The sequence below is a fragment of the Stenotrophomonas sp. Y-13 genome (assembly GCF_046267925.1).
In the GTDB taxonomy this organism is placed as follows: domain Bacteria; phylum Pseudomonadota; class Gammaproteobacteria; order Xanthomonadales; family Xanthomonadaceae; genus Stenotrophomonas; species Stenotrophomonas acidaminiphila_A.
Window position 1 is genome coordinate 592,041 of sequence record NZ_CP176501.1, and the last position, 16,616, is coordinate 608,656.

General features: G+C 69.8%; 14 protein-coding genes. 10 read left to right on the forward strand and 4 right to left on the reverse strand.

Annotated elements, in window-relative coordinates; translation table 11 throughout:
* Window positions 1–8: 8 nt before the first annotated feature.
* On the reverse strand, window positions 9–1,355 hold the full coding sequence (locus ACJ7VY_RS02560) for a phosphomannomutase (protein ID WP_409476303.1): 1,347 nt from the start codon (window positions 1,353–1,355) through the stop codon (window positions 9–11).
* Window positions 1,356–1,501: 146 nt separating this feature from the next.
* Here ACJ7VY_RS02560 and ACJ7VY_RS02565 point away from each other — a divergent pair, with 146 nt between their 5' ends.
* The gene (locus tag ACJ7VY_RS02565; protein ID WP_104938001.1) at window positions 1,502–2,236 is read left to right on the forward strand and encodes a CoA transferase subunit A; all 735 of its coding nucleotides are present in this window, start codon (window positions 1,502–1,504) and stop codon (window positions 2,234–2,236) included.
* A gap of 1 nt (window position 2,237) precedes the next feature.
* Window positions 2,238–2,870: a CoA transferase subunit B gene (locus tag ACJ7VY_RS02570; RefSeq protein WP_161615133.1), complete on the forward strand. Its 633-nt coding sequence runs from the start codon at window positions 2,238–2,240 to the stop codon at window positions 2,868–2,870.
* A 35-nt stretch (window positions 2,871–2,905) separates the two neighbouring features.
* On the opposite strand, the gene ACJ7VY_RS02575 is transcribed toward ACJ7VY_RS02570, so the two are convergent.
* On the reverse strand, window positions 2,906–4,975 hold the full coding sequence (locus ACJ7VY_RS02575; RefSeq protein ID WP_409476304.1) for a glycoside hydrolase family 99-like domain-containing protein: 2,070 nt from the start codon (window positions 4,973–4,975) through the stop codon (window positions 2,906–2,908).
* A gap of 201 nt (window positions 4,976–5,176) precedes the next feature.
* On the opposite strand from ACJ7VY_RS02575, the gene ACJ7VY_RS02580 reads away from it, so the two are divergent.
* From ACJ7VY_RS02580 to hemC, 5 genes are all read left to right on the forward strand, one after another.
* On the forward strand, window positions 5,177–5,482 hold the full coding sequence (locus tag ACJ7VY_RS02580) for a DUF3817 domain-containing protein (RefSeq protein WP_240213387.1): 306 nt from the start codon (window positions 5,177–5,179) through the stop codon (window positions 5,480–5,482).
* 287 nt (window positions 5,483–5,769) lie between these two features.
* Complete coding sequence (mdoH, locus tag ACJ7VY_RS02585; RefSeq protein ID WP_240213340.1) at window positions 5,770–7,680, forward strand: glucans biosynthesis glucosyltransferase MdoH; 1,911 nt, start codon at window positions 5,770–5,772, stop codon at window positions 7,678–7,680.
* Between the two features lie 925 nt (window positions 7,681–8,605).
* Complete coding sequence (locus ACJ7VY_RS02590; RefSeq protein WP_312348862.1) at window positions 8,606–9,271, forward strand: alpha/beta hydrolase; 666 nt, start codon at window positions 8,606–8,608, stop codon at window positions 9,269–9,271.
* Window positions 9,272–9,367: 96 nt separating this feature from the next.
* On the forward strand, window positions 9,368–10,096 hold the full coding sequence (locus ACJ7VY_RS02595; protein WP_409476305.1) for a LytR/AlgR family response regulator transcription factor: 729 nt from the start codon (window positions 9,368–9,370) through the stop codon (window positions 10,094–10,096).
* Between the two features lie 22 nt (window positions 10,097–10,118).
* Window positions 10,119–11,027: a hydroxymethylbilane synthase gene (hemC, locus tag ACJ7VY_RS02600; protein WP_313256540.1), complete on the forward strand. Its 909-nt coding sequence runs from the start codon at window positions 10,119–10,121 to the stop codon at window positions 11,025–11,027.
* Window positions 11,028–11,141: 114 nt separating this feature from the next.
* Here hemC and ACJ7VY_RS02605 read toward each other — a convergent pair whose 3' ends face one another.
* Complete coding sequence (locus ACJ7VY_RS02605; RefSeq protein WP_104938006.1) at window positions 11,142–11,918, reverse strand: YdiY family protein; 777 nt, start codon at window positions 11,916–11,918, stop codon at window positions 11,142–11,144.
* 157 nt (window positions 11,919–12,075) lie between these two features.
* Here ACJ7VY_RS02605 and ACJ7VY_RS02610 point away from each other — a divergent pair, with 157 nt between their 5' ends.
* Window positions 12,076–13,041, forward strand: coding sequence for a helix-turn-helix transcriptional regulator (locus tag ACJ7VY_RS02610; protein ID WP_104938007.1), 966 nt, complete (start codon window positions 12,076–12,078; stop codon window positions 13,039–13,041).
* A 221-nt stretch (window positions 13,042–13,262) separates the two neighbouring features.
* Here ACJ7VY_RS02610 and ACJ7VY_RS02615 read toward each other — a convergent pair whose 3' ends face one another.
* Window positions 13,263–13,862, reverse strand: a complete 600-nt coding sequence (locus tag ACJ7VY_RS02615) for a lipocalin family protein (RefSeq protein ID WP_104938008.1) — start codon at window positions 13,860–13,862, stop codon at window positions 13,263–13,265.
* 131 nt (window positions 13,863–13,993) lie between these two features.
* On the opposite strand from ACJ7VY_RS02615, the gene ACJ7VY_RS02620 reads away from it, so the two are divergent.
* Window positions 13,994–14,302: a hypothetical protein gene (locus ACJ7VY_RS02620; protein ID WP_104938009.1), complete on the forward strand. Its 309-nt coding sequence runs from the start codon at window positions 13,994–13,996 to the stop codon at window positions 14,300–14,302.
* A gap of 68 nt (window positions 14,303–14,370) precedes the next feature.
* Window positions 14,371–16,470 (forward strand): prolyl oligopeptidase family serine peptidase, encoded by a 2,100-nt coding sequence (locus ACJ7VY_RS02625; RefSeq protein ID WP_409476306.1) that lies wholly within the window; start codon window positions 14,371–14,373, stop codon window positions 16,468–16,470.
* The last annotated feature ends 146 nt before the right edge of the window (window positions 16,471–16,616 follow it).

A 16,616-nucleotide genomic window follows, 5' to 3' on the forward strand; every position in this document is an offset into this window, starting at 1 on the left:
TTGAAGTCTCAGGCCGAAAGCAGGGTGGAGATCTCGTCGGTGCGCGCCTGCAGCAGCGCCGCGTCGCCGCGCGTTTCGACATTGAGCCGCAGCAGCGGTTCGGTGTTGGAACTGCGCAGGTTGAAGCGCCAGTCGCCGAAATCGGCGCTGATGCCGTCGGTATGGTCCAAGGTGGGCGATTGCGCGGCGAAGTGGCGCATCACACGTTCGACCGCGGCCTTGGCATCGGCCACCTTGAAATTGATCTCGCCGCTGCACGGATAGGCGGCCATGCGGTCCTCGACCAGTTCGGCCAGCGACTGGCCGCTGGTGGATACCAGCTGCGCGATCAGCAGCCACGGGATCATGCCCGAATCGGCATAGGCGAATTCGCGGAAATAGTGGTGCGCGCTCATCTCGCCGCCGTAGACCGCGTTCTCCGCGCGCATCTTTTCCTTGATGAAGGCGTGCCCGCTCTTGCACAGCACCGGCACGCCGCCGGCCGCCTCCACCATCTCCACCGTGTTCCACACCAGGCGTGGGTCATGCACGACCTTGCCGCCGGGGTTGCGCGCCAGGATCGCCTTGGCGAGCAGGCCCACCAAGTAGTAACCCTCGATGAAGCGGCCGTTGTGGTCGAAGAAGAAGCAGCGGTCGAAGTCGCCGTCCCAGGCGATGCCGAAATCGGCGCCATGCGCGCGCACCGCGTCGGCGGTGGCGGCGCGGTTCTCCGGCAGCAGCGGATTGGGGATGCCGTTGGGGAAGCTGCCATCGGGTTCGTGGCAGATGCGCACGAATTCCAGCGGCAGGTGCGGGGCAAGCAGGTCGATGATGGCGCCGGCGCCGCCGTTGCCGGCATTGACCACCACTTTCAGCGGCCGCAACGTGGGCACGTCCACATAGGACAGCAGGTGGGCGATGTAGGCGCCCTTGTCGTGCCGCTGCACCTGGCCGGCGCGCGGCGGCTGCGCCGGCGCGTCATCCGCGGCCACCGCGTCGGAAATGGCGAACAGGCCGGTGTCCGAGCTGATCGGCCGCGCCTGCGCCTTGACCAGCTTCATGCCGTTGTAGTCCATCGGGTTGTGGCTGGCGGTGACCATCACCCCGCCGGCCGCGCCCATGTGATCGGTCTGGAAGTAGACCTCCTCGGTGCCGCACAGGCCGATGTCGATCACCTCGCGGCCCTCGCCGCGCAGCCCGGCGGCCAGGGCCTCCTGCAGGCCGGGGCTGGTCAGGCGCACGTCGTGGCCGAGCACCACCGGGCCGTCGTCGAGGCGGGCCGCCAAGGCTTTGCCGATCCTGCGCGCGAGGTCCTCGTTGAGTTCCTCGGGCACGCGGCCGCGGATGTCGTAGGCCTTGAACGCGGGTAGTGGCATGCGGGCAACCTGTCGAAACGTGGAAAGACGCCCAGTTTAGTCGCTTGGCGGTGAGCGGGCCGTTCGCGGCTGGACGAAGGTCCAAGAGGGCCGTTGCCGGACTGCGGCTAGAATGCGGCCATCCTTATGACTGTGGGCATGATGCGATGAGCGATCCTTCAACCCTGGACGGGCGGCGCGGCAAGGTGGTGGCCAGCGCGGCCCAGGCGCTGGACGGCGTGGTCGCCGACGGCCAGACCCTGGCGGTCGGCGGCTTCGGCCTGTGCGGCATTCCCGAAGCGCTGATCGCGGCGCTGCGCGACTCCGGCGTGACCGGCCTGACCGTGATCTCCAACAATGCCGGTGTCGATGGCTTCGGCCTCGGCCAGCTGCTGGAAACCCGCCAGATCCGCAAGATGATTTCGTCCTACGTGGGCGAAAACAAGGAGTTCGAGCGGCAGTTCCTGGCCGGCGAGCTGGAGCTGGAGTTCAACCCGCAGGGCACCCTGGCCGAGCGCCTGCGCGCCGGCGGCGCGGGCATCCCGGCGTTCTTCACCGCCACCGGCTACGGCACCGTGGTCGCCGAAGGCAAGGAAACCCGCGAGTTCGACGGCAAGCATTACGTGATGGAGACCGCGCTCAAGGCGGACGTCTCCCTGGTCAAGGCATGGAAGGCCGACGCGGCCGGCAACCTGGTGTTCCGCAAGACCGCGCGCAACTTCAACCCGGCCTGCGCCATGGCCGGCAAGGTCTGCGTGGTGGAAGTGGAGGAGATCGTGCCGGTGGGCGCCATCGACCCGGACCAGGTGCACCTGCCGGGCATCTACGTCGACCGCATCGTGTTGAACGCGACGCCGGAGAAGCGCATCGAACAGCGCACCGTGCGTCAGGAGGAGAACTGAAATGGCCTGGACCCGTGACGAGATGGCGCAGCGCGCCGCGCGCGAGCTGACCGATGGCGCCTACGTGAACCTGGGCATCGGCCTGCCGACGCTGGTGGCCAACCACATCCCCGAGGGCATGGACGTGTGGCTGCAGTCCGAGAACGGGCTGCTGGGCATCGGTCCGTTCCCGACCGACGCCGAAGTCGACGCCGACCTGATCAACGCCGGCAAGCAGACCGTGACCGCCCGCGCCGGCGCCAGCTATTTCGGCAGCCACGATTCGTTCGCGATGATCCGCGGCGGCCATATCAACCTGGCCATCCTCGGCGCGATGCAGGTCACCGCCAAGGGCGACCTGGCCAACTGGATGGTGCCCGGCAAGATGGTCAAGGGCATGGGCGGCGCGATGGACCTGGTGGCCGGCGTGCAGCGCGTGGTGGTGCTGATGGAGCACACCGCAAAGAACGGCGAGCACAAGATCCTGCCCGAGTGCACGCTGCCGCTGACCGGGGTGGGCGTGGTCGACCGCATCATCACCGACCTGGCCGTGTTCGATGTCACCGATGACGGCCTGGTGCTGGTGGAAGCCGCCCCGGGCGTGGACATGGACACGCTGAAGGCGCGCACCGGCGTGCCGTTCGCGCACGCCTGAAGCAAGTCGCGGGGCCGCATCGCGGCCCCGCCTGCTCACCGGCGCCGCGCGTAGGCGTAAGGCGCGGACGCGTCCGCCGACAGCCCCAGCAGCTCGGCGGCGGTGGCCTGCCGGAAGCCGGCTTCGCGCGCAGCCAGGGCGAATACCCGCTCGATCGCATGCGCCAGGGTGCCATCCACCTGGCCCGCCTCGGCCTCGAACTGCGACGGCTGCAAGTGCCCGTCCAGCAGCGGGCGCAGCGCCGGCAGGCGTGCCCAGAACATGCTCCCGGCAATGAATGTGTCGTGTTCGAGGTTCGGCTGCGCGATGCCCAGGCGGCTGAGCAGGACACGCACGTTGCGCTCGTTGGCGCCCCAGTAGAAGTGCAGCGGCTGGACGTGGCCTTCCGGCGCGACCAGCCCCAGTCCGGGCTCCGCGGCGAAGGCCTGCGCGATCGCCGCCGCCCTGTCCGGGGCCAGCAGGCGCGCGACCAGCTCGTTGCGCCACTGCTCGCCGTCCGCGCGATGCGTGGAGCGCTTGGTATGCAGCTTGAGCACCAGGTCCTCGCCCTCGTCCAGCAGGCGCCCGGCGACGTGCAGGAACGGCAGGATGTCGCGGCCGTGGTTGGCGAACGCATGCACCTCTGCCTGCAGCCCGCGCGCGCGCGCGATGCGCTCGATCTCGTCCCGTCGCTCCGGCGACGTGGTGACCACGATCCGCCATGCCAGCCCGTTGCGCTGCAGCGCCTGCAGCAATTCGTCGAAGACGTCCGGGTACCAGGCGTGGATGACCGCGCACGGGCGTGCGGCGGCCGGCCGTGTCGGCAGCGGCGCCAGCGCCTGCCGGGTGGCGTCCAGCCAGGCATGGCCCAGCCGCGCGTCGGGTTCCAGGACCGCCCCCTCGGCCCATTCGTTCCAGGCGTTGATGAATACCAGGCGCCGCCCGGCGGGGACCGCCGCCAGCCGTTCGTGCACGGTCGCGTGCAGCCAGTCGCGATAACCGCGCGGCGAGGCATGCAGGAAGATGCGGCCGCCGCCGGGACGCCGCGGTTCGTTGTCCCAGCCGGGGTTCACCCCGGGATACAGCGTGTAGCCGGGCAGCGGCCGTGCCGCCGCCTCGCGCGCCAGCTCGCGCCAGTCGCGTACGTCGCCGGCGAAGTCCGGGTTGATCAGCCATTGTTCCGTGGCCAGCGAGCGCGGGTTGCTCATGTTCGGCGGGAACTCGACGGCCGCGTCGAAGCCGATGTCCCGCGGATCGGGACGTTCGAAGCCCTGTACGTAGGCCAGGTGCAGCTCGCCGATGCCGTTGTCGCGGCACCACTGGCGCCAGCGCTGCGCGGTGGCGCGCGGATCGGGCAGCAGGTGCGGGCGGTAGACCAGCAGCATCGGCCGGCCGTCCACCTTCAGCGCGCGGCGGTCGCGCAGGTAAGGGGCGACGTGGGCGATGAAGGCCAGGTCGTCCGCGGCGCTGTGCTGCTGTCCGATCAGGATCTCGCCGTCGCGCCCGTCCCAGCGACGTGTCCAGTTCTCGTTGGCCCAGCACAGGCAGAACGGCAGGTCGATGCCATCGTCGGCCAGCCACTGCCGCAGCGGATCCTCCATCAGGGTGCGGCCGCTGAACCAGTAGTAGTAGAAGCAGAACGCGCCGATGCCGTACTCGGCTGCCAGGCGCGCCTGGTCGCGCATCACCTGCGGGTTGCGCAGGTCGTAGAAGCCCAGATCCGCAGGCAGCCGCGGCTGCGCATGGCCTTCGAACTGCGGCAGCGCCCGGGTGACGTTGCGCCATTCGGTGAAGCCCTTGCCCCACCAGGCGTCGTTCTCGGCGAACGCATGGAACTGCGGCAGGTAGAACGCGACCAAGGTGGCGGGCAGGGGGCTGGGCAGGGCTGCCCGGGTGTAGGGCACATGGCCGATCGCCGGTTCATCGGCGCGGTGCAGGGGCCGGACGATGCGCGCCGCGGTTCCCGCTTCGGGCGCATGCCCGCGCGGCGGCGGCGGCAGCAGCCCGCCGAAGCGCTCCAGCAGGCGGTTGCGCCACCTGTCGCGTCGGGCGTCTGAGATAGGAAGGGCGCGGAACGCCTGTCGCAGCAGCTGGTGAAGCGCCTGGTGCAGGGAGGGGAAAGGCATCGATCGAGGCATCGCCGGCGACGGGAACGGGGCGCGGTGGTCCGGGAGCGCAGCGCATGCCGGCCCCCACCGCCGTCGTGGATTCTAGGCCAATGCGCCATCGGCCCGCTGCCGGTGCCATCCCGGCGCATCCGTCGGTGGCGCATCGCCTACAATCCGCGTCCTTCCGTTCATGACCCCGTGCCGATGCCCGCCAACCCGATGTCCGCCGCTGGAAAGCTGTTCGCCGTCGCCGCCCTGGTCGAGGGCGCCACCTGGGCCGGGCTGCTGGTCGGCATGCTGCTCAAGTACGGCACGCAGACGACCGAGCTGGGGGTATGGCTGTTCGGGCGCCTGCATGGGCTGGCGTTCCTGTTCTACGTGGTCGCCAGCGTGTATGTCGGCGTGCGCCAGCGCTGGCCGTCGTGGGCGCTGCTGCTGGCGTTGCTGGCCGCAGTACCGCCGCTGGTCACGGTGCCGCTGGAATGGTGGTTCCGCCGCCGCGGCCTGTTGTCGCCGCCGCGCTGACCGCATGCCGGGTCGTGGCGACCCGCGGCGGGGTGGCCGGGACATGCACTACGATGAGGCCGGGCCGGCGCCGGGCATCGGGCAGGCCCCGGGCCTGGCCACGGCGAGCGGTCCGCCTGCATCGGGCATGTTCGCAGCCTGTTTAGGTTCGATCTTCTAGCTTTGGCGCCCTGTCTGCCCCCGGAGAGCCCCGTGCACCACGGAACCCCTGTTGCCGCCGTTTCCGCCCGCCTGCCGGCGGCGGCACCTGCCTGCCGCCCCGCGCGTCCTGGCGCGAGGGGGGGCGCATGACCGCTGCGCCGGGTCCGGCGCGCGATGCCGGCATCGCCGTGCTGCCGGCGGAGAGCCCGCTGTCCATGCCGGTGCAGTCTTTGCGCGAGGGGCGCCTGCAGGGGCGCCGGCAGGACACGTCGCCGCCGAACATCGTGCTGCGCCGCCTGTATGTGTTCGGCACTACCGCGGCGATGACGGCGGTGGCCACCTGGATGATGGCGCGGGTCCTGGCCAACGGCGGCGTCAACGTACTCGAAGCCTGCCTGCTGGGCCTGTTCGTGCTGCTGTTCGCCTGGATCGCGTTCTCTTTCGTCAGCAGCCTGGCCGGCCTGCAGGCGCTGCTGCGCGGGCGGCGCAAGCTGGGCATCCACCCGCACGCGCCGCTGCCGGAACTGCACAGCCGCACCGCGCTGCTGATGCCCACCTACAACGAGGACCCGCGGCGGATGATGGCCGGGCTGCAGGCCATCTACGAATCGGTGGCGGCCACCGGCCAGCTCGATCGCTTCGACTTCTTCGTGCTCAGCGACACCACCCGCGAGGCCATCGGCCGCGCCGAGGAACAGGTGTTCGCGCGGCTGGTCGAGGCCACCGGCGGCCACGGCCGGCTGTTCTACCGGCGCCGCGCCGACAACGCCGGGCGCAAGGCGGGCAACATCGCCGACTGGGTGCGCCGCTTCGGTGGCGCGTACCCGCAGATGCTGATCCTGGACGCGGACAGCCTGATGACCGGCGAGGTGATCGTGCGCCTGGCCTCGGCCATGGAAAAACACCCCGGCGTCGGCCTGATCCAGTCGCTGCCGGCGGTGGTCGGCGGACGTACCGCGTTCGCGCGCATGCAGCAGTTCGGCGGCCGCGTCTACGGGCCGGTGATGGCCTACGGTGTGGCCTGGTGGCACGGTGCCGAGAGCAATTACTGGGGCCACAACGCGGTGATCCGCACCCGCGCCTTCGCCGAGCAGGCCGGGCTGCCGGAACTGCCCGGGCGCAAGCCGTTCGGCGGGCATGTGCTCAGCCACGATTTCGTCGAGGCCGCGCTCATGCGCCGCGGTGGCTGGGCGGCGCACATGGTGCCGTACCTGCAGGGCAGCTACGAGGAGGGCCCGCCGACGCTGACCGACCTGCTGATCCGCGACCGCCGCTGGTGCCAGGGCAACCTGCAGCACTCCAAGGTGGTCACCGCTGCCGGGCTGCACTGGATCAGCCGGGTGCACATGCTGGTCGGCATCGGCCACTACTTCACCGCGCCGATGTGGGCGATGCTGATGCTGATCGGCATGGCCATCCCGCTGATCCATGGCGGCATCGACGTGGCCGAGGAGCTGCACCTGCGGCTGTCACCCGCGCATTACTGGCGCGGGCTGGACGAGCAGGGCGTGCTGTGGGTGTTCGGCGTGACCATGGCCGTGCTGCTCGCGCCCAAGGCGATGGGCTACGTGGCCATGCTCAGTTCGCGCAGCGAGCGGCGCGGCTGCGGCGGCGCGCTGCGCGCGTTCGTCTCGATGCTGCTGGAAACGCTGCTGGCGGCGCTGATGGCGCCGGTGGTGATGTACGTGCAGTCGCGTGGCGTGGCCGAGGTGCTGGCCGGCAAGGACTCGGGCTGGGACGCACAGCAGCGCGACGACGGCCGGGTCTCCTGGACCGCGCTGCTGCGCAGCTATGGCGGGCTGAGTGTGTTCGGCCTGGCGATGGGGGCGATGGCCTATGCGGTGTCGCCGTCGCTGGCGGCGTGGATGGCGCCGGTGGTGATCGGCATGGTGCTGGCGGTGCCGGTGGTGGGGCTGACCTCGTCGCGCCAGATTGGCGACTGGTTGCACCGGCACCGGTTGTTGACCATACCCGAGGAAAGCGCGCCGCCACCGGTGCTGGTGCGCGCGGCCGAGCTGCGCGCGGCGGCGATGCAGGCGCCGCTTTCCGTGGAGTAACAGGGCGGGTCTCTGTTCTGCCGACGGCTGGGGCGTCGGGTTTCGTGGCTAAAAAACGGATCGGATGTGAAACGGGGGCGAGGGGGAAGGTGCTTCGCCTTCGCCGTAGCCGTTGATCGTGCTTTTGCTTCTCTGCTTTTGATTTCCGGGTCCCCTTCCGCAGCGACGGAGCCGGCGGGAAAAACCCGAAGGGCGACGTGCATGGGTTCGGCGGAAATAGGCGAAGCACTGCTTCGCCCCGGTGAGCGGGCTGGCGCCGTGAGGCGACTGCCCCGGCCCCAGCTGCATCGCAGCTGGGTCTCGTCGAAAAATCCCGGCAGCGGAGTGGACCCGCGGCACGCAGTGCCGTGGGCGCGTAGGCAGGGGCGTGTTTCTCTTGGTTACTTCTCTTTGCACGAGCAAAGAGAAGTAACTCGCTTCTGCGAAGCAGGGGCGAAAGCTCTGCTTTCAAGCTTTCGCTTCTCGCTTTGCCTCTGGATTGCTTGATTTACCAACTTTTGGTTGTCGCTTTGGCGCAGATGCCCGGGTCTTTCGCTTTTGGCGATCAGGGGGAGCCACAGCAGGGACAGAATCAGGATCAAAGGCTTTCGCCCCCCTTCGGGGGGCGAGCTACTTTTCTTTGCTCGTGCAAAGAAAAGGTAGCCAAAAGAAACACGGGCCGGGACGCGATCCGCCGGGCTGCGCCCGCCGGTTCCCTGCGCTCCTCGCGTGCCAGGGGGACGGCGCACAACTCGCTTCGCTCAGACACGTGCGCCTCTTCGCCCCCTGTCCCGCTGCGGTGCTCGGCTCGCTCTACGGCCGGGGAAGTCAAAGCTGGGCGCAGCAACAGCAACAGCAACAGCAACAGCAACAGCAACGGCAGACGGCAGGAGTTTGCTCTGCCCGCGCAGGCATAATGCGCCCCGGTCCCTTGGAGTTGCATGCAATGCTGGAAACAGTGGAACAGGAAACCGGCGCGGTGCCGGCGTGGTCGGTGATCTGGCTGCACGGGCTGGGCGCCGATGGCCATGACTTCGCGCCGATCGTGCCGGAGCTGGTGCGGCCGCACTGGCCGGCGATCCGCTTCGTGTTCCCGCATGCGCCCAAGCGCCCGGTCAGCATCAACAACGGCATGCCGATGCGTGCGTGGTACGACATCGTCAGCCTGGATTTCCGCAGCCGTGCCGATGCAGCCGGCGTGGCCGAGTCCGTGGCCCAGGTCGAGGCGCTGATCGCGCGCGAGCAGGCGCGTGGCATCGCCCGCGAGCGCATCCTGCTGGCCGGGTTCTCGCAGGGCGGCGCCATCACCCTGTCCGCCGGCCTGCGCCAGCAGGCGCCGCTGGCCGGGCTGGTCGCGCTGTCGACCTACCTGCCGGAGGTGGATGCCGCCGCCGCGCAGCTTGTGCAAGGCGCCACCGCGCAGCCGGTATTCATGGCCCACGGCAGCGCCGACCCGGTGATCCCGGTGCAGGTCGCCGAACACAGCCTGCAGGTGCTCAAGGGGTTGGGGTTCGGGGTGGAATGGCATCGCTATGCGATGGCCCACCAGGTCTGCGCCGAGGAAATCCAGGCCCTGGGCGACTGGCTGCAGGCACGGTTCGCACGCGGCTGAGGCCCGGCGCGGTGCGGCCGGCCGGTGACTGCCGGTCCGTGCCGGGGTTGGCTACCATGCGTCATCCGGGGAGCAATGCAGGGCAGGGGAGTGGCGATGAAAGTGCTCATTGCCGATGACGAGCCGCTGGCGCGCGAACGGCTGCGGATGCTGCTGTCCGCGCATGCCGGGGTGGCGGTGGTGGCCGAGGCCGGCGACGGCCAGGCGACGGTGGAGGCCTGCGCGCGGGCGCAGCCGGACGTGGTGCTGCTGGACATTGCCATGCCCGGCATGGATGGCCTGGACGTGGCGCGGCAACTGGCGCGGCTGGAACCGCGCCCGGCGGTGGTGTTCTGCACCGCCTACGAGTCGCACGCGCTGTCGGCCTTCGAGGCGGCGGCCATCGATTACCTGATGAAACCGGTGCGCGCCGAGCGGCTGGCGGCCGCGCTGGAGCGCGCGCGTACCTTCCTGGCCGGGCGTGGCGGCGCGGCGGCGGCCGCTGCCGCGGGCGGGCGCCGGGTGCTGTGCGCGCGGCTGCGCGGCAACCTGCGGGTGATCCCGCTGGAGGACGTGCTCTACCTGCAGGCCGAGGAGAAGTACGTGGTGGTCCACCACGTGCATGGCGAGGACCTGATCGAGGAATCGCTGCGTTCGCTGGAGGAGGAGTTCGGCACCCGCTTCGTGCGCATCCACCGCAACTGCCTGGTCTCGCGCGAACGCCTGCAGGAACTGCGGCGGACCGCGGCCGGGCAGGTGCAGGCGGTGCTGCGCGGGGTGGCGCAGCCGCTGGAGGTCAGCCGTCGCTGCGTGGCGGCGCTGAAGGCGGAACTGGCCGGCACGTGAGTCCTGCGCCGATAATGGCGCCATGAACATGCTGCGCATCGCCACCCGCAAGAGCCCGCTCGCCCTGTGGCAGAGCGAACACGTCGCCGCCCGCCTGCGCCAGGCGCACCCCGGCCTGGTGGTCGAACTGGTGCCGATGAGCACCCGCGGCGACGAGGTCCTGGACCGCTCGCTGGCCGCCATCGGCGGCAAGGGCCTGTTCCTGAAGGAACTGGAGCTGGCGATGCTGCGCGGCGAGGCCGACTGCGCGGTGCATTCGCTCAAGGACGTGCCGATGGAACTGGACGCGCCGTTCGCGCTGCCGGCGATCCTGGAACGCGCCGATCCGGCCGATGCCTTCGTCTCCAACCGCCATGCCAGCCTGGACGCGCTGCCGCATGGCGCGGTGGTGGGCACCTCGTCGTTGCGCCGCCAGGCGCAGCTGCGCGCGCTGCGCCCGGACCTGCAGGCGCGCGACCTGCGCGGCAACGTCAACACCCGCCTGGCCAAGCTCGACGCCGGCGATTACGACGCCATCATCCTGGCCTGCGCCGGGCTCGAGCGCCTGGAGCTGGGGGCGCGGATCCGCGACCGGCTGCGCCCGCCGCAGTGGCTGCCGGCGCCGGCGCAGGCGGCGGTGGCGGTGGAATGCCGCGCCGATGCCGCCGACGTGATCGCATTGCTGGCGGTGCTGGACCACGCCGCTACCCGCGCCTGCGTGGAAGCCGAGCGGGCGATGAACCGCGCGCTGGACGGCAGTTGCCATGTGCCGGTGGCCGGGCTGGCGCAATGGCGCGGCGGGGACCTGTGGCTGCAGGGGCTGGTCGGCGGTGTCGCCGACGGGCGCGCGGTGCGCGCGCAGGGGCAGGGCCCGGGCAACGATCCGGAAGCGCTGGGCCGGGATGTCGCGCGCCAACTGCTGGACGGCGGCGCCGGCGAACTGCTGCGCTGAGGCGGGAAACAGGAAAAGGGAACGGGGAATGGACGGGTGGCGCGTGGCCGTGGCGCGCCGCAGGCGCTCCTCCGGCGGCCGCTGCCGGTCTTCCTGTTCCCCGTTCCCGGCTTCTTACTTGAAGCTGTAGACCACGTTCATCGTGGCCAGGGTGTCGGTCTTGCGCTTGTCCTCGGCCACGTCGCTGTTGTAGCGGGCCTGCCAGCCGGCCTTGAGCGCGAAATGGCGGTTCATCGCCACTGAAACGCCGAAATCGTTCTGCGCGAAGGTGTTGTACGAACCGGACTCGACCAGCAGGGTGTTCACCAGGTCGGTGTTGTCGGTGAGGCCGAACTTGAGGTCGAACAGACCGCGGCCGATCAGCCCGGTGCGGTTCTCGTCGGTCTCGGAGTTGTGCGAGCGGCGTACGCCGGGGCCGATCTGGGTATCGAGCACCAGGCGTTCGCCGTCGATCAGCCGGGTGCCATAGCCCAGACCGAAGCTGCCCTGGCGGTCATAGGTGGCGAAATCATCGCTTTCGTAGCGCACCGTGGCGGTCAGCTGGCGGTGTTCGCCCAGCTGCAGCGCGCTGCCGGCGCCGGCGGTATAGCGGTTGGCGGTGGTCTGGCGCTTGCGGTAGGTGCTGCCGTCGTCGGCGGTCTGCTTGTACTCGGCGCTGGAGCGCAGCCCGAACAGGTCCATGCTGTGCACCCAGTCATCGTCGGTGTAGCGCAGCTTCAGGCGGCCGTTGAGGCTTTCGGTGGTGCTGTTGCCGCGCGCCGAGGCGAACCCGAGTTCGCCGCCGCTGCCGCTCCACGGCGAGGTCATCGCGGCGGGGTCGGAGGCATCGTCCGCCCACGCCATGGGGGCGCACAGCAGCAACGGCAGGAGCAGGGAAACGCGCAGGGACATCGGGAAGTCTCCAGGGAAGGCGGGAACGGGAACCGTTTTCATGATACCGGATGGCCCCGCCGCCCCCGCCCGCCGCCCGGGGGCGCTTGACCCGCGGTTAAGCCTGGCGCCGCGGCCGCCGCGCGCCATTCACCTCCGAGTCGGACATAATCGGGCCATGGACCGCTACGAACGCATCAACGCACTGCATCGCCTGCTCAAGTCCGCGCGCTATCCGATCACGGTGGCGCGCCTGCAGGAAGAACTGGGCTGTTCACGGGCCACGGTCTACCGCGACCTGGCCTTCCTGCGCGATGCGCTGATGGCGCCGGTGGAGGGCGATGGCGAGGCCGGTTTCCGCTACCAGAGCGGGGAAAGCGACCGGTTCGAGCTGCCGGGGTTGTGGCTGAGCTCGGAGGAACTGCACGCGCTGCTGGCGTCCCAGCACCTGCTGGCGCGTACCGGCGGCGGCGTGCTGTCCTCGGTGCTGGCACCGCTGCAGCAGCGCATCGAGGGCCTGCTGGCGGCCCAGGCCGGTGCCTCGTCGTGGCCGGTGGAGCGGGTGCGGGTGATCCCGCACCGTGGCCGCAAGCTCGACGAGGCCAGCTTCCGCACGGTGGCTTCGGGTGTGCTCGAGCGCCGCCAGCTGTCCTTCGATTACCGCGCCCGTTCCACCGACGAGGTCACCCGGCGCACGGTTTCGCCGCAGCGCATCACCCACTACCGCGACAACTGGTACCTGGATGCCTGGGACCATGGCCGCGAGGCGCTGCGCAGCTTCGCCGTGGACCGCATCCACAAGGCGCGGGTGATCGACCAGGCCGCGCGCGACATCGACGATGGCGAACTGGACGCGCAGCTGGGTGCCGGCTACGGCATCTTCTCCGGTGCGCCCAAGGGCTGGGCGACCATCCTGTTCAGCGCCAAGGCCGCGCGCTGGGTGGCCGACGAACACTGGCACTCGAAGCAGCAGGGCCGGTTCCTGGCCGATGGGCGCTACGAGCTGAAGGTGCCGTACAGCGTGTCGCGCGAGCTGCTGATGGACGTGCTGCATTACGGCTCGGACGCCGAGATCGTCGAGCCGCAGTCGCTGCGCGAGCAGGCCAAGGCACTGCTGTCGCTGGCGCTGAGCAACTACGACTGACGCCGCCCGCGCCGCAACGCCGGCGCGCTTGACCCCGTCATGGCGCCGGCGTACCGCGGCGCTGCAGCTGCGCGTTCATCGCCGCCGCGCCGGCCGGGGAGCGCAAGGACGGGCAGGGGCATTGGGCATGGCGTTGTCCCGGTCGAAGGACAGCCATGCTAGGCCGCGGCCGGCGCGCGGCGATTGACGCAGGTCAAAGCCGCCGGCTCCGGCGGCGCCGCTCAGTCGCGGTTGGGCACCTCGAAGCCGAGCCTGCCGACCTGCGACGGATGCTGCGGCACCCGCTTGAGCTTGTCGGTGTTGACCTCGTAGCGGTCGCGCAGGCGCAACGCCAGCTGCCGGTACAGCGCGGCGTCCATGTCCGGCTCGCGGGCGAAGATCCACGCCATTTCGCGGCCCGGGTAGCCGATCAGCGCCCAGGAATAGTCCGGCGCCACTTCCAGCACGCGGGTGTGGGTGGGCACCACCTTGTAGAACCAGGTGCGCCAGCGGCGGTTGCCGCTGTCCTCGTCCACCCGCGCGCGCAGGTCGAGCTCCTCCTCGGGCGCGGTGAAACCATCGCGGTACTGGTAGCGGATCGAGACCCGGTCGTCGCCGCGCAGGGTGTAGGTGTTGACGCTGGCCACATGCCCGCGCTCGACGAAGTTCGGCACCCGTCCGATCACGTACCAGCGTCCCATGAACCGCTGCAGGTCGATCGGGCCGTCGGCAATGCCCTCGGCCTGGGGGGCGGCCGCCGCGGCGTCCTGTGCGAGGGCCGGCGCCAGCGGCAGGGTCAGGCTCAGCAACAAGGCAGACAGGAACGCGGGAATGGGTCGCATTGCGGAGTGGAGCGCCGTGGTGGATGACGCCAGCATGTTCGATGGGCGGCGATGGATGCGTCAATGCCCGGTCGCACCCCCTGAGATGGATGCCCGGCAGCATGCGCCCGAACCCGTTACCGGAGCATGTCATGGCCGTCTCGTCCCGCCGTACTTCCGTCGAACATCCCGATCCGCGCGTGTTGCGCTGCGTCAGGCAGGCCGCGCTCGCGGGGCTGGCCCTGGTGCTGGTGTGGCCGGCCATGCGCGGCAGCAATGCCTGGATCGGCTGGCTGCCGCTGTGGCTGCTGGGCATGCCGTTGAGCGCATGGTGGGCGCTGTACCGGTTCCGCCTGCCCGCGGCCTGGCGCAACCGGCGGCAACGCAGCGGCAGCCGGCAGCGGCCGCAGGCGCGGCGCCTGCGCCGGGCGCGCCCGGCCGCCGCGGTACGCGCGGCCTGACCTTCGACAGGGGAAGCCCGCAGGGCGGCTGTGCTAGCGTGCGCGGCCTATGACCGCATGGAGCCATCATGTCCCGACTCTCTTCCGCCTGCCTTGCCGCGGGCCTGTTCACCGCCAGCCTGTCCGGAGCCGCCATGGCCGCCGATGAAGGCCAGGACAAATACGCCTGGCTGGAAGACGTCACCGGCGACAAGCCGCTGGCGTGGGTGAAGGAGCAGAACGCCAAGGCCGAGGCGCGGCTGGCGCAGAGCCCGCAGTTCAAGGAGATGGAGGCCGGCATCCGCGCGGTGCTGGATTCGGACGCCAAGATCCCCGGCGTCGAGAAGATCGGCGACTACTATTACAACTTCTGGAAGGACAAGCAGCATGAGCGCGGCGTGTGGCGCCGCACCACGCTGGTCGAGTACCGCAAGGCCGAGCCGCTGTGGGAGACCGTCCTGGACCTGGACGCGCTGAACAAGGCCGAAGGCGAGAACTGGGTATGGCACGGCGCCAACTGCCTGCGCCCGCAGTACACCCGCTGCCTGATCGCGCTGTCGCGCGGCGGTGCCGATGCCGACGTCACCCGCGAGTTCGACCTGTCGAAGAAGGAGTGGATCAAGGACGGCTTCTTCCGCCCGGAGGCCAAGGGCGGCCTGGGTTGGATCGACCAGGACACCGTGTTCGTCTACACCGATTTCGGCGACGGCTCCATGACCACGTCCGGCTACCCGCGCGTGGTCAAGCGCTGGAAGCGCGGCACGCCGATGTCGGCGGCCACCCCGGTGTACGAAGGCACGCCGCAGGACATGTACATCGCGGCGATGCATGACGACACCCCGGGCTTCGAGCGCGACTTCGTCAGCCGCACCATCGCCTTCTACAACAACGAGCTGTTCCTGCTCGGTGCCGACGGCAAGCTGACCAAGGTCGATGCGCCCAATTCGGCCGAGAAGGGCGTGCGCCGCGAGTGGCTGACCCTGGAACTGCGCGAGCCGTGGACCGTGGGCGGCAAGACCTACGCCGCCGGCTCGCTGCTGGCGACGAAGTTCGACGACTTCATGGCCGGCAAGCGCGAGTTCGACGTGCTGTTCGCGCCGACCGACAGCACCTCGCTGGCCGGCGCCGCCTGGACCCGCAACCATGTCGTGTTGAACGTGCTCGATGACGTCAAGAACCGGCTGCAGGTACTGACCCACGGCAAGGATGGCTGGACCCGCAGCGATTTCGTCGGCGCCCCGGCGTTCGGCACCATCGGCGTCGGCGCGGTGGATCCGGATGAAAGCGACGCGGTGTGGATGACCGTCACCGATTACCTGACCCCGACCACGCTGTCGCTGGCGCAGATCGGCCAGCAGCCGGAAGTGCTCAAGACCATGCCGGCGTTCTTCGACGCCAGCGGCAAGGTGATCGAGCAGCACTTCGCCACCAGCAAGGACGGCACCCGCGTGCCGTACTTCGTGGTGCACGGCAAGGACATGAAGCGCGACGGCTCCAACCCGACCCTGCTGTACGGCTACGGCGGTTTCGAGATCTCGCTGACCCCGTCCTATTCCGGCGGCATGGGCCGCGCGTGGCTGGACAAGGGCGGGGTGTACGTGGTGGCCAACATCCGTGGCGGCGGCGAATACGGCCCGCGCTGGCACCAGGCCGCGCTGAAGCAGAACCGGCACAAGGCCTACGAGGACATGGCAGCCGTGGCCAGGGACCTGGTCGCGCGCGGGATCACCAGCGCCAGGCACCTGGGCGTGCAGGGCGGCAGCAATGGCGGCCTGCTCACCGGCAACATGCTCACCCAGTATCCGGAGCTGTTCGGTGCGGTGGTGGTGCAGGTGCCGCTGCTGGACATGAAGCGCTACAGCCACCTGCTGGCCGGTGCCTCGTGGATGGCCGAGTACGGCAACCCGGACACCGCGGACTGGGAGTTCATCAAGACCTTCTCGCCGTACCACCTGTTCGACCCGGCGAAGAACTACCCGCCGGTGCTGTTCACCACTTCCACCCGCGATGACCGCGTGCACCCGGGCCATGCCCGCAAGATGGCGGCCATGATGATCGACGCCGGCAAGAACGTGACCTACTACGAGAACATCGAAGGCGGCCACGGCGGCGCGGCCAACAACGCGCAGGCCGCGCACATGTCGGCGCTGGCCTACAGCTTCCTGTGGGAGCAGCTGGGCGGTAAATGAGGTATCAAGCCGACGCCACCGCAAGGTGGCGTCGGCTTGTCCGGCTCTGGATCGCACTTCCAATGTGCGGCACTCTGGGCCAATGCGGTTCGCCCTGCGCAGCCAGGTTTTCGATGCGCGCGACGCCTAAAACGTGATGCCACTCC